The organism is Gelidibacter japonicus (assembly GCF_010725055.1).
Taxonomy (GTDB): domain Bacteria; phylum Bacteroidota; class Bacteroidia; order Flavobacteriales; family Flavobacteriaceae; genus Gelidibacter; species Gelidibacter japonicus.
Genome location: NZ_BJKB01000015.1, coordinates 75,073 through 88,061 on the forward strand (window position 1 = coordinate 75,073; position 12,989 = coordinate 88,061).

The following is a 12,989-nucleotide window of genomic DNA, read 5'->3' on the forward strand; positions in this document are numbered from 1 at the left end:
AGTAAAATCAGGTTAATAGCAAACCATACATGAGTCTATTTCGTAAAATTTTCGGCCTAAAAGACACGCCAGAAGATCACATAAAAAGCGAAGAGAGAGGCAAGTACATGCCTGAAATCAAGCTGCCTATAGACGAAAAATTTACTATAAATTTCAAAGCTAATGGGGGAAAATTTCTGTATTGTGAAAATATGGAAGAAATCCATAAAACCTTAAAAAAAATCCTACAAGAAAACAACTGGGAAGGCAAGAGCGTTTTTCTGTTAGACACACGACTTAAGGATTTATTCAAGGATTTTGATCTTAAATCCACCAGAAACCCTTCAGAAAGTGAATATTTCTTATCTACCTGCGAATATCTAATAGCAGATGACGGCTCCTTATTGATTTCCTCCAACCAAATTGCAGAAAAGCAATTGCGGGACTTACCTCCCAATTTTGTAATCTACGCAACCACAAGTCAGTTTGTTGAAAATATTGGTGAAGGTCTTAGAGGCATTAAAAACAAGAATAGAGATAAAATCCCTACCAACATCACAACTATCAAACATTTCAAAACCATAGAAGATAAAAACTTTCTTAGTTATGGAAGTAGCTCAAAAAACCTATATTTGCTGCTACTAGAAGATCTTTAATGAACCTTTTTACTTTATTCTATGTCCAGAAATTCATTTCAAATGTCTCATCTGTTATTTCAATCTCCTTAAACACAACAGATGAACGAACTTAGTACAAGAGCCGTTTCTGGCGCAATCTACATTTCATTGCTGATACTTTCTATATATTGGCAATATATGTTGGTGGTTCTTTTTTTTGCCTTTGGACTTATCTGTATGGCCGAATTTAAAAAGCTCATCCAATTAGAAAGTAAAGCTCCCTATATCGTTTTTACCGTGATGTATTTGGCCTTTAGCATTTGGGCCGTCATTCCTGAAACAGATTTAGGCTTTAATGAAACCATAAAAATTCTTCATGTCCTTACCATTTTTGTACAACTATTTTTAATCAAGGATTTATTTTCTGAAAAAAAAATCCCTCTCTTTGAGTCCAAACGCTATCTACTCACCACGTTTTATCTTACTAGTGCATTTATATTTCTCATATTGATTGCAAATAATGATAAAGAGTTCACACCCATGCTGCTTTTAGGCGCATTTATATTAATTTGGGTGAATGATACGGGGGCTTATTTGGTAGGTAAAAATTTTGGAAAACAGAAACTGTTCCCAAGTGTATCTCCAAAAAAAACTGTTGAAGGCTTTATGGGTGGCCTATTTTTTGCTTGCGTGGCTAGTTATTTTATTGCTACATTTACAGGTACTTTAGATTTTACGCGTTGGCTCATTTTGGGTATTATTGCGAGTGTTTTTGGAACTTTGGGCGACTTGATTGAGTCTAAGTTCAAAAGGCAAGCTGGTGTCAAGGACAGTGGTGTCATCATGCCAGGACACGGCGGTTTGTTAGATCGGCTGGATAGCATTATTTTTGCTGCACCATTTTTTTATTTATTTTTAAGATTATTCCCCTATGTTACATAAAGAAGGCCATAAAATAGTGCTGATATCTATCGCAGTCGTTGTGATAGCCATCATGTGCATTGATTACTTTGTCACGATATCTTGGCTAAGAACGAGTTTAATGTTAGTGATAATAGCATTCTTTCTCATTATTCTTCAGTTTTTTAGAAATCCGAAGCGTATTGGCACACTTCACGACCATCATGTACTGTCGCCAGTTGACGGAAAGGTTGTGGTCATTGAAGAAGTTTTTGAGAAGGAATTCTTTAAGGATAAACGTATTCAGGTGTCGGTGTTTATGTCGCCCATCAACGTACATGTTACGCGCTATCCAATAGGCGGCAAAGTAGTATTTAGCAAATACCATCCTGGGAAATTTTTGGTGGCATGGCATCCAAAAGCCAGTGAAGAAAACGAGCGCACCACCGTGGTGGTTGAAAATGAATTTTTCGGCAAGGTGCTGTACCGTCAAATTGCGGGAGCTTTGGCAAAGCGAATTGTCAATTATGCCCAAGTAGATGATGACGTACAGCAAGGAGCTGATTCTGGATTTATAAAATTTGGTTCGAGGGTAGATTTATTTTTACCTTTGGATACTGAGATAAAAGTAACACTTAACCAAAAAGTAAAAGGTGGCATAAGCGTAATTGCAGAAACAAAATGACGTCAGAAGATAGTTTAGATATTGAATTTAATGAGGCTGTAGAGCGCATCAACAGCTACACAGAACCGTTTCCTGCAGATCTGTTACTTCGACTCTACGCCTATTACAAAAAGGCAACCAATAACTACAAGACCCCAAGAAGCAAGAAACCAATCATCACTGCGTTTAAAACCAATGCCCTATTTCAGGTACAAAATGTAACACCAGACGAGGCGAAACGCATCTATATTGACCTGGTCAATCATTATTTTCTGTACGGAAAATAGGTTAAACTTCTTCCTAAGTTAGATTCAGAAAAGTATTGTTTATCGAATTTTATTCTAATATATTTATTGCGTTGGATTTTGTGATGAATGAATTCGCGATTTCATTGCTTTACATTTCGCTAACAATAAAGATACCAATACAATCATTCCAATCGATAGCGCCTTGACATCAAAAACACTTTTAAGAAATGATTATATCTTAGTGCTTCTAATGAGCGTGATGCATTTTTTAACCATCAAAAACGTTATTGCCACATTTGTATATTTGGTCGTTGCAGTGGTAGTGAGTATCTATTTTTTTCCTGTAAGATTATTCTTGGGAAACGATTTTTTGAGTGAATCCAATAAAAAGAAAGTGGCTTTAGCGCTTTCATATTTTGTGATCAGCAATATCATCACATTAACGGCGCTGATAATTTATGCAGATGGCAAAGGGTTTCTCCACACGACCCTTTTAATATATCACGTTATAAATATGGCTTTTATCTTCTACTTTCATTTTAAGGAAAATATGCGTTACAACTTTAGACTATCTATTTGCGCCACTTTTTTAAGCACGGCTGTCGTTGGTTTGCAATACTAATGGCAAAGGTTATTCAAGTGATAATTTTTAGCGCGTTCCTTAATCTCTGATTAGAGGCATCGTACTGCATCGCAACAAGCCTTCCTGCTTGGATATTTCGGCATAAGGCACTTCTTCCACAGTAAAGCCATTTGTTCGAAGCCAATCATTCAAACGTGTGAAATTCCGTTCTGATATAACCACATTTTCTGAAATGGAAAATACATTGCTGTACATATGGTACATTTCCTCACGGGTAATATGGAATAAATTCTCTTTTCCAAACAAATTGACCAAGTACATATAGTCACTTTCTTCCCTGAAGCCACTTTTATAAATAATCCCCTTGTCTGTCCCAACAGGCTGAAAACAACAATCTAAATGTAGTGCATTATCTCTGGGTTCTATTTTTGATTTGACCAAATCAAATTCTTTCACAATCTTATTGGGAAACAAATCCTTTATAAAATTGACACCCTCCATATTGGTCCGTGCGGTAATATATTCGCTATAATCACTTCCTTTGTAGGTACCCACAAAGATGTGGTCGTTCCAGAGCATCACGTCACCACCTTCAACATGGGCTTCCTCCGGTGGACTTATTACTTTGATTGGATCAATTTGATCAATGACATACTGAATGGCATCCAGTTCCTTTTCCCTATCTGGTAGAATATTGGCCTTAATAAAGGTGTCGTCTATAACGAATGCAATATCTCTTGCAAAAATTTGGTTATAATCTTTGATCAGTTCAGGCCTAAAGACCTTAACCTCATATTTTTCAAAAACTTTGGCTACAGCCTCCATTTCAAGTACCATATCCGCTTCAATTGGATAGGTTCCTGCCTTTATGTGCTCCAATGATTTTGGGTCATATGCATCTTCTGCTTTGGGTGTTGGGCCATTACTAATGGCCGTGCCCAATACAACAACCCGGAGTCTTGATGTTTCGTTTTTAATATTCAGTTTTAGCATGATCTAAAGTATAAAAAAAGCTCCATTTGAAAAAATGAAGCTTTATTGCATTAATAGATGTGTTTTAACGCTTATCAATATTTTTAAAAGATCTTAAAGTTTCACCAACATAAATCTGTCTTGGTCTTCCAATTGGCTCTTTGTTCAATCTCATTTCTCTCCATTGTGCAATCCAGCCTGGCAATCGTCCTAAGGCAAACATCACCGTAAACATATCTGTCGGGATGCCCATCGCTCTGTAAATGATCCCAGAATAGAAGTCCACATTAGGATAAAGCTTGCGTTCCACAAAATAAGGATCTTTCAGAGCTTCCTTTTCTAGAGCCTTTGCTATATCTAAAATTTTGTCTTCCACACCCAGATCGTTCAATACTTCGTCGGCTGCTTTTTTAATGATTTTAGCCCTCGGGTCGAAGTTTTTATAAACGCGGTGTCCAAAGCCCATTAAACGGAATGGATCCTCTCTATCTTTAGCTTTGGCCATATATTTGTCAGTATCTCCACCGTCCACATTGATAGCTTCCAACATTTCTAAAACCGCTTGATTGGCGCCACCATGTAGTGGTCCCCATAGTGCAGAAATACCTGTAGAAAGAGATGCGAACAAACCTACGTGAGATGAACCTGCAATTCGTACTGTAGACGTAGAGCAATTTTGCTCATGATCAGCATGAAGGATCAATAATTTATCCAAAGCATTTAAGATAATAGGATTGATTTTATAGTCTTCATTAGGCTGTTTGAACATCATTTTAAGAATGTTCTCCACATAGCCCAAGTTTTTATCGCCGTAATCTAAAGGCAACCCGTTCTTTTTGCGGAAGGTCCAAGCTACCAAAACAGGGAATTTACCCAATATTTTCACGATAGCCTTATACATGTCCTCTTCAGAATCAACATTTACTGAAGATGGGTTAAAAGCCGTGAGTGCACTTGTAAGTGAGGCAATAACGCCCATAGGATGCGCCGATTTAGGAAATGCATCTACAATTTTACGAATATCCTCATCAACAACTGATTGTGCTTTTATATCCGCATGGAATTTATCCAATTGCACTTTTGTTGGTAATTCTCCAAAAATCAGAAGGAAAGCAACTTCAAGAAAATCTGCCTTTTCTGCCAATTCTTCGATAGAATATCCTCGATATCTTAAGATTCCTTTTTCACCATCCAAAAATGTGATGGCACTCTCACAAGAACCTGTATTTTTATACCCTGGATCGAGCGTAATGACACTATCGGTCGTGGCTCTTAAATTACTGATATCGATGGCAACCTCTTTCTCGGTGCCTATAATTAATGGAAATTCGTATTTTTTACCGTGTATTTCTATCGTAGCTTTATCTGACATATGGATTTATAAGTTTTATTTGAGTTTTTATTTGATGGATGTCACGAAATTACAAAATATATCACGATATATAAAGCAACTTAACAAGCATTTTAACAATCTTTATATTTTTAAAAACTATACAAAACATTGGTAAAAATGGTCTGTTCTTCGATTGGTTTTATATTTTTGTTTGTCGTCAAATGGCACAAAGATCGAGTTGGTTTTCTCTGGAAATTTCAAAATATTATTTAAAAAATAAATAGGTATGAGATTTATTATTTGTTTGCTCTTTTTACTGACTTATAGCTATTCGCAAGGACAGGTGATCAACGTAGAAACGTTAAGAAAAAAGACCGATTCTGCAAAATGGACGGGATCTGTGAGTTTAGATGCGAGCCTCATCAAAAACAAGAACAACATCTTTAAAATTGCAACCAAAGCAGATCTTCAATATAATAACAAAAAGGAGTTATGGCTTTTTATCAATGATTTAAAATTTGAGAAGGCAGCAGGTGAATCATTCGTCAACAAAGGCACCCAACATTTGCGCTATAATTATACGATTACTGAAAAGATTAAGATGGAAGGCTTTGCCCAAGCTCAGTACGATGCAATCTCCGAAATAGATTTTAGAGGATTGATTGGTGCTGGACCACGATTCAAGCTTAGCACCAATGACGATTATCGGTTTTATTTGGGAACTTTAATTATGTATGAATATGAAAAAGCCTCAGATATTGCAACGGATAGAGTCCATAAAGACGTCCGCGGAAGCACCTACTTATCATTTAGTCTTTATCCAACGGAAACATTAGCCATCATCAGTACCAGTTATTATCAACCCCGATTGGATAAACTAAAGGATTTTAGGTTATCAAGTACCACAAGCGTACTATTCAAAATCTGGGAGAATCTCGCTTTTAAAACCACGTTCATATACAACTTTGATGCTTATCCAGTGGTCACCATACCTAAATCACAATACGAATGGACAAATGGGCTTTTATATACGTTTTAAAATCTGATATTATTTTAAAAGAAGGAATATGGTCTATCATTAAACAAAATAACCCAAACGCATCAACGTTTGGGTTATTAAATTAAGTATTTATCTATATTTATTTCTTAATCTTAAATGCTTTCTCCTTTGGGAAATAGGCCACATTCTCAAGTTCTTCTTCAATACGCAACAACTGATTGTATTTTGCCATACGGTCACTACGTGATGCCGAACCTGTTTTTATCTGTCCACAGTTTAAAGCAACTGCCAAATCGGCAATGGTATTGTCTTCGGTCTCACCAGATCGATGCGACATAACTGAGGTATAACCAGCATTGTGGGCCATATTGACAGCAGCGATGGTTTCTGTCAAGGTTCCGATTTGGTTGACTTTAATAAGAATTGAATTGGCAATCCCGTTCTCGATACCTCTTGATAAACGTTCCACATTGGTAACAAACAGGTCATCACCCACCAATTGTACTTTTTTACCTATTTTTTCAGTCAAATATTTCCAGCCGTCCCAATCGTTTTCATCCATTCCATCTTCAATAGAGATTATTGGATATTTAGACGCTAATTCTGCCAAGTAATCCGCTTGCTCTGTACTTGTTCTTACTTTTCCAGATTCGCCTTCATACTTGCTATAATCATATTTACCATCCACATAGAATTCGGCTGCGGCGCAATCTAAAGCAATCATCACATCATCGCCAAAAGAATAACCAGCATTTCCTACTGCTGTTTTGATAGTATCCAAAGCATCTTCAGTCCCACCAGCCAAGTTTGGTGCGAATCCACCTTCATCTCCTACAGCAGTACTTAAACCTCTACGGTGCAAAACATCTTTGAGATGATGGAAAATCTCCGTTCCCATTTGCATGGCATGTGTGAAATCTTTTGCCTTTACCGGAATGATCATAAACTCCTGGAAAGCGATAGGTGCATCCGAATGTGATCCACCATTAATGATGTTCATCATTGGTAAAGGAAGAGTGTTGGCCGAAACACCGCCAACATATCTGTATAATGGCATACCCAATTCGCCGGCAGCTGCTTTCGCAACGGCTAAAGAAACACCCAGAATGGCATTGGCGCCCAATTTCGATTTGTTTTTAGTTCCGTCCAAATCAATCATCAACTGATCTACCTTATTTTGTTCAAAAACAGAAGTGCCCAAAAGTTCCTGAGCAATAATGCCATTCACATTTTCAACTGCCTTAAGCACACCCTTGCCCATATAGGCCTTTCCGCCATCTCTAAGTTCTACAGCCTCATGTTCGCCCGTAGAAGCTCCAGAAGGCACCGCAGCGCGACCCATAATGCCATTTTCGGTAATAACATCTACTTCGACCGTCGGATTTCCACGTGAATCAAAAATTTGTCTTGCATGAATGTTGATGATGATACTCATTGTTATATATTTTATTGTTATTGATATTTTTTGTTGATAAAATCCTCACTAGACTTTCCAAGTTTTGAGAAACCGAGAGGTTTGATCAATGTAAATTTACGAAATAGTTCACCCAAACTTCCCATTGGGCTTCAGAATTACAAATAAAAACAGCGATAATGATTTCGCTATAAGAAAACCTCAAAAAAGCCGATGGTTTTTTGAGGTTTTCATACTATTTTTTTTTGATGTTTTCTACAAATTGATCAAACAGGTAGTTTGCATCATTAGGTCCTGGACTTGCCTCCGGATGGTATTGAACAGAGAACACATTTTTTGATTTCATCCGAAGTCCAGCAACGGTATTATCGTTTAAATGCACATGTGTGATTTCAATGTCCGGATGGTTTTCAGTTTCCTCTCGATTAATGGCAAAACCGTGGTTTTGAGACGTGATTTCACCTTTGCCAGTGATCAGGTTTTTTACTGGATGGTTGATGCCCCTATGGCCATTATTCATCTTATAGGTTGAAATGCCATTGGCCAATGCAATAATCTGGTGTCCCAAACATATACCGAAAAGCGGTCTGTCCCGTTCAATGATTTCTTTGGTCAGAGTGATGGCACTCTCTAATGGTTCTGGATCTCCAGGCCCGTTGGAAATAAAAAATCCGTCAGGCTTAAAAGCGTCCATTTCCTCAAAAGTGGCATCAAACGGAAACACTTTAATATACACATCTTTTCTGGCCAAATTCCGAAGTATATTTCGTTTAATTCCCAAGTCAAGGGCAGAAACGCGGTAAGTTGCATTTTCATCACCTACAAAATAGGCTTCTTTTGTACTGACTTTTGATGCCAGTTCAAGACCTTCCATTTCAGGCACGGCGGCCAGTTGTTTCTTTAACCCTTCGATATTATCTACTTCGGTGGATATGACGGCATTCATAGCGCCGTTATCCCTTATATAACTCACTAATGCTCGTGTATCAACGTCAGACACTGTGAATAGATCATACTTATCCAAGAATTCTTCCAAGGAAGCATTTGCTGCCGGTCTGGAGTAATTGTAGCTAAAATTCTTACAAATCAATCCGGCAATTTGTATGGCATCAGATTCAATTTCATCCTTATGGGTACCGTAGTTTCCTAAATGTGCTGTAGTAGCCACCATTAGTTGTCCAAAATAAGATGGATCTGTGATGACTTCCTGATAACCTGTGGCTCCAGTGTTAAAACAAATTTCGCCAAAGGCTGTACCTTGTTTTCCTATTGATTTACCGTGAAAAATAGTACCATCTGAAAGTAGAATGATGGCTTTGTGTTTTTTAGTATATTTCAAAATAAAAAATATTACTTGTTTAGTTGTTCAGTTATATAGACCTACAAGGTTTTAAAAACCTTGCAGGACGTTTTAAAAACCTTTCAGAACGTTTTAAAGTTTTGCAAAATTGCATAAAAAAAAGGATAAACTAAAACGTTTATCCTTTTTATATTTATAAATGTACAGCCATTTATTCTTCTTCCTCGTTGGTTGCTTTATCTTCAACAACTGGAGCAGCAGGTGCAACAGGAGTAGTAGATTTTTTGGAACGCCCTCTACGGGTTGATTTTTTCTTAGGTTGTTTATCGGCGTTGTAGATTTCGTTGAAATCTACCAATTCGATCATTGCCATATCAGCGTTATCACCTAAACGATTACCCAATTTGATGATACGTGTGTATCCTCCTGGACGATCGCCAACTTTTGGTGCAACTTCTCTGAACAGTTCAGCAACGGCTTCTTTTTGTCTAATTCTACTGTACACAATACGTCTGTTGTGTGTGGTATCTTCTTTAGACTTTGTAATCATTGGCTCAACAAATTGCTTTAAAGCTTTTGCTTTCGCAACTGTAGTGTTGATACGTTTGTGTTCTATTAAAGAACAAGCCATATTAGCCAACATTGCATTTCTGTGTGCGGTTTTACGACCTAAATGGTTTCCTTTTTTTCCGTGTCTCATGACCTTTGTTTATAACCTTCATCTTGCTACAACCCATTTTGAGGAGCAAACTATGAAGCGATTAATGATTTTTGATTTGCGACGTACGATTCACGATTTCCCTATTCTGAAATCGCGAATCGTAAATCTAATAGTATTTAGTCTTTATCTAATTTGTATTTACTTAAATCCATTCCGAAGTTCAAACCTTTTCCTCCTACTAATTCTTCTAGTTCTGTCAAGGATTTCTTTCCGAAGTTTCTAAATTTCATTAAGTCATTTTTATTGTAAGACACTAAATCTCCCAAAGTATCTACTTCTGCAGCTTTTAGACAGTTAAGAGCACGTACTGAAAGATCCAAATCAACCAATTTGGTTTTCAATAGTTGTCTCATGTGAAGTGATTCTTCATCATAAGTTTCTGTTTGTGCAATTTCATCGGCTTCTAATGTGATACGCTCGTCAGAGAATAGCATGAAGTGATGGATTAGAATCTTAGCTGCTTCAGTCAATGCATCCTTAGGATTGATTGATCCGTCAGTAATAATTTCGAAAATTAATTTTTCGTAATCTGTTTTTTGCTCAACACGGTAGTTTTCAACCGCATATTTCACATTGTTTATTGGTGTGAAAATTGAATCTGTAAAGATGGTTCCGATTGGTGCAGATGCTTTTTTATTCTCTTCTGCAGGAACATATCCTCTACCCTTTTCAATGGTCAACTCCATGTTGATGCTCACTTTAGCATCTAAATTACAGATGACCAAATCTTTGTTCAACACCTGAAATCCTGAGATGAATTTCTGAAAATCTCCGGCAGTAATTTGTTCTTGTCCTGAAATGGAAATGGTAACGGTTTCGTTATCAACTTCATCGATTTGACGCTTAAAGTTAATTTGCTTTAAGTTCAAAATAATTTCAGTGACATCCTCAACTATGCCGGCAATTGTTGAAAATTCGTGATCAACACCTTCAATTCTCACAGATGTTATAGCAAAGCCTTCCAAAGAAGACAACAAAACTCTTCTTAAAGCATTACCTACTGTTAATCCATAGCCTGGTTCTAAAGGTCTAAATTCAAACTTCCCTTCAAAAGGAGTTGAATCAATCATAATGACTTTGTCGGGCTTTTGAAAATTTAATATTGCCATAGTGCGTTTTGTATCAGTTATTATTTAGAGTATAATTCGACGATAAATTGCTCGTTGATATTTTCCGGAATTTGAACTCTTTCAGGAACTGAAACGAAAGTTCCTTGTTTAGTTTCATTGTTCCAGGTCATCCACTCGTACACGTTGCTAGAATTTGCTAGTGCATTTTGGATGACTTCAAGAGATTTCGATTTTTCTCTTACAGCAATGACGTCACCTGCTTTCAATTGGTAGGAAGGAATGTTTACAATATCTCCGTTAACAGTGATATGTCTGTGTGAAACTAATTGGCGTGCACCACTTCTTGAAGGTGACAATCCCAATCGGTAAACCACGTTATCCAAACGAGATTCACATAATTGTAACAATACTTCACCGGTAATACCTCGTGCAGCAGTTGCTTTTTTAAACATGTTTCTGAATTGCTTTTCTAAAATACCATAGGTATATTTAGCTTTTTGCTTTTCCATTAACTGGAGAGCGTATTCAGATTTTTTTCCACGACGCTTGTTTGCACCGTGTTGACCTGGAGGATAGTTTCTTTTTTCGAAAGCCTTATCATCTCCGAAAATAGCTTCACCGAATTTTCGGGCTATTTTAGTTTTAGGACCAGTATATCTTGCCATTTCTTAAATTTAATTATGAGAGTGCTTATGAATTAAGGTCTTAATCTATCCTTCGATAAACAGTGATCTCTCGTTGATACTTGTTTATTATTTTTTTCAGTTTGCAAATTTACATATAAAAAACTAATATCAACCACTTTATGTGATTGATATTAATTCTATATATAATATAAATTATACACGTCTACGTTTAGGAGGACGACATCCGTTATGTGGCAATGGTGTAACGTCAATAATTTCTGTTACTTCAATACCTGCATTATGGATAGAACGGATAGCAGATTCTCTTCCGTTTCCTGGTCCTTTAACATATACCTTTACTTTCTTCAGTCCAGCTTCTCTTGCTACAGCTGCAGCATCTTCAGCGGCTACTTGAGCTGCATACGGAGTATTCTTCTTAGAACCTCTAAAGCCCATTTTACCTGCTGATGACCAAGAAACGACATCACCTTTTTTGTTTGTCAAAGAAATAATGATGTTGTTGAATGAAGCAGCGATATGGGCTTCTCCATTTGCTTCAACAATAACCTTACGCTTTTTAACTTTTGTACTTGACTTTGCCATAATTTTTAGTTTCTAGTTGTTAGCTTTTAGTTGTTAGAATCCTAGACTTTTACATTTCAGGCAGATTCATCTAACGTCTAATTACTAATGACTAATGTCTTGTTATTATTTAGTTACCTTTTTCTTGTTAGCAACAGTTTTTCTTCTTCCTTTTCTGGTTCTAGAGTTGTTTTTTGTACGCTGACCTCTCAATGGAAGTCCAACTCTATGACGGATACCTCTGTAACATCCAATATCCATTAATCGCTTAATGTTTAATTGAATTTCAGAACGTAACTCACCTTCAATTGTTAAAGCGCCTACTGCCTCACGGATATTGCTGATTTCATCATCAGTCCAGTCTTGAACCTTTGTGTTTTCATCAACCTTAGCTTGGGCCAAAATGTCTTTTGCTCTGCTTGCACCTATTCCATAGATGTAAGTTAAAGAGACTACTCCTCTTTTTTGTTTTGGTATATCAACACCTGCAATTCTTGCCATATCTATCCTTGTCTTTGTTTGAATCTAGGATTCTTTTTGTTAATGACGTAAAGTCTACCTTTTCTGCGCACTAGTTTACAGTCTGCGCTTCTCTTTTTAACTGATGCTCTTACTTTCATCTGTTTTTTGTTATTAGTTCTATACTGTTTAGTCGGAACCTTTCGATTTCAATCTTAATTAGTACCTATAAGTTATGCGAGCCTTTGATAAATCATAAGGGCTCATTTCCAATTTTACTTTGTCTCCTGGTAACAATTTAATGTAATGCATACGCATTTTACCAGAAATATGCGCTGTTACAATGTGTCCATTTTCCAATTCAACACGGAACATAGCATTCGATAATGCTTCAATGATTGATCCGTCTTGTTCTATTGCTGCTTGTTTTGCCATTTTTAAATTATTAGTTATTAGTTATTAGTTATTTGGGAGCTTTACTTAAAATTGATTTGTATGAGCACAACTCACTTCTAACATCT

The 12,989-nt window shown here is 36.7% G+C and carries 17 protein-coding genes; 6 read left to right on the forward strand and 11 right to left on the reverse strand.

Features of this window, described 5'->3' with window-relative positions:
• Positions 1 to 29: 29 nt before the first annotated feature.
• The 5 genes from G6N06_RS14730 (at position 30) to G6N06_RS14750 (ending at position 3,030) form a co-directional block, all read left to right on the forward strand.
• Positions 30 to 635, forward strand: a complete 606-nt coding sequence (locus G6N06_RS14730) for an LUD domain-containing protein (RefSeq protein ID WP_163517553.1) — start codon at positions 30 to 32, stop codon at positions 633 to 635.
• Between the two features lie 81 nt (positions 636 to 716).
• Positions 717 to 1,538, forward strand: coding sequence for a phosphatidate cytidylyltransferase (locus G6N06_RS14735; protein ID WP_163517554.1), 822 nt, complete (start codon positions 717 to 719; stop codon positions 1,536 to 1,538).
• Positions 1,528 to 2,181, forward strand: coding sequence for a phosphatidylserine decarboxylase family protein (locus G6N06_RS14740; protein ID WP_163517555.1), 654 nt, complete (start codon positions 1,528 to 1,530; stop codon positions 2,179 to 2,181). The genes G6N06_RS14735 and G6N06_RS14740 overlap by 11 nt, the downstream gene beginning before the upstream one ends.
• Positions 2,178 to 2,447: an acyl-CoA-binding protein gene (locus G6N06_RS14745; protein ID WP_163517556.1), complete on the forward strand. Its 270-nt coding sequence runs from the start codon at positions 2,178 to 2,180 to the stop codon at positions 2,445 to 2,447. The genes G6N06_RS14740 and G6N06_RS14745 overlap by 4 nt, the downstream gene beginning before the upstream one ends.
• Before the next feature lie 163 nt (positions 2,448 to 2,610).
• Positions 2,611 to 3,030 carry a hypothetical protein gene (locus G6N06_RS14750; protein ID WP_163517557.1) on the forward strand — a complete coding sequence of 140 codons (420 nt, stop codon included), beginning with the start codon at positions 2,611 to 2,613 and terminating at the stop codon, positions 3,028 to 3,030.
• Positions 3,031 to 3,069: 39 nt separating this feature from the next.
• Here the strand turns inward: G6N06_RS14750 and G6N06_RS14755 are convergent, their stop codons facing one another.
• A complete protein-coding gene (locus G6N06_RS14755) occupies positions 3,070 to 3,984 on the reverse strand; it encodes a dimethylarginine dimethylaminohydrolase family protein (protein WP_163517558.1) in 915 nt (304 codons plus the stop codon).
• Between the two features lie 64 nt (positions 3,985 to 4,048).
• On the reverse strand, positions 4,049 to 5,335 hold the full coding sequence (locus G6N06_RS14760; RefSeq protein WP_163517559.1) for a citrate synthase: 1,287 nt from the start codon (positions 5,333 to 5,335) through the stop codon (positions 4,049 to 4,051).
• A gap of 247 nt (positions 5,336 to 5,582) precedes the next feature.
• On the opposite strand from G6N06_RS14760, the gene G6N06_RS14765 reads away from it, so the two are divergent.
• Positions 5,583 to 6,335 carry a DUF481 domain-containing protein gene (locus tag G6N06_RS14765; protein ID WP_163517560.1) on the forward strand — a complete coding sequence of 251 codons (753 nt, stop codon included), beginning with the start codon at positions 5,583 to 5,585 and terminating at the stop codon, positions 6,333 to 6,335.
• 100 nt (positions 6,336 to 6,435) lie between these two features.
• Here the strand turns inward: G6N06_RS14765 and eno are convergent, their stop codons facing one another.
• The 9 genes from eno to infA all read right to left on the reverse strand — a co-directional run bounded on the left by eno (position 6,436) and on the right by infA (position 12,903).
• Positions 6,436 to 7,731 carry a phosphopyruvate hydratase gene (gene eno, locus G6N06_RS14770; RefSeq protein WP_163517561.1) on the reverse strand — a complete coding sequence of 432 codons (1,296 nt, stop codon included), beginning with the start codon at positions 7,729 to 7,731 and terminating at the stop codon, positions 6,436 to 6,438.
• 214 nt (positions 7,732 to 7,945) lie between these two features.
• Complete coding sequence (gene carA, locus G6N06_RS14775; protein ID WP_163517562.1) at positions 7,946 to 9,049, reverse strand: glutamine-hydrolyzing carbamoyl-phosphate synthase small subunit; 1,104 nt, start codon at positions 9,047 to 9,049, stop codon at positions 7,946 to 7,948.
• A 172-nt stretch (positions 9,050 to 9,221) separates the two neighbouring features.
• Entirely contained in the window at positions 9,222 to 9,710 is a 489-nt protein-coding gene (rplQ, locus tag G6N06_RS14780) for a 50S ribosomal protein L17 (protein WP_163517563.1), read from the reverse strand.
• Positions 9,711 to 9,847: 137 nt separating this feature from the next.
• Positions 9,848 to 10,840 carry a DNA-directed RNA polymerase subunit alpha gene (locus G6N06_RS14785; protein WP_163517564.1) on the reverse strand — a complete coding sequence of 331 codons (993 nt, stop codon included), beginning with the start codon at positions 10,838 to 10,840 and terminating at the stop codon, positions 9,848 to 9,850.
• Positions 10,841 to 10,860: 20 nt separating this feature from the next.
• Positions 10,861 to 11,466, reverse strand: coding sequence for a 30S ribosomal protein S4 (rpsD, locus tag G6N06_RS14790; RefSeq protein ID WP_163517565.1), 606 nt, complete (start codon positions 11,464 to 11,466; stop codon positions 10,861 to 10,863).
• 174 nt (positions 11,467 to 11,640) lie between these two features.
• Entirely contained in the window at positions 11,641 to 12,030 is a 390-nt protein-coding gene (rpsK, locus tag G6N06_RS14795) for a 30S ribosomal protein S11 (RefSeq protein WP_163517566.1), read from the reverse strand.
• Positions 12,031 to 12,135: 105 nt separating this feature from the next.
• Entirely contained in the window at positions 12,136 to 12,510 is a 375-nt protein-coding gene (rpsM, locus tag G6N06_RS14800; RefSeq protein ID WP_163517567.1) for a 30S ribosomal protein S13, read from the reverse strand.
• A 2-nt stretch (positions 12,511 to 12,512) separates the two neighbouring features.
• Positions 12,513 to 12,629, reverse strand: coding sequence for a type B 50S ribosomal protein L36 (gene ykgO, locus G6N06_RS14805; protein WP_008269159.1), 117 nt, complete (start codon positions 12,627 to 12,629; stop codon positions 12,513 to 12,515).
• Positions 12,630 to 12,687: 58 nt separating this feature from the next.
• Positions 12,688 to 12,903, reverse strand: a complete 216-nt coding sequence (infA, locus tag G6N06_RS14810) for a translation initiation factor IF-1 (RefSeq protein WP_027126052.1) — start codon at positions 12,901 to 12,903, stop codon at positions 12,688 to 12,690.
• Positions 12,904 to 12,989 lie beyond the last annotated feature (86 nt).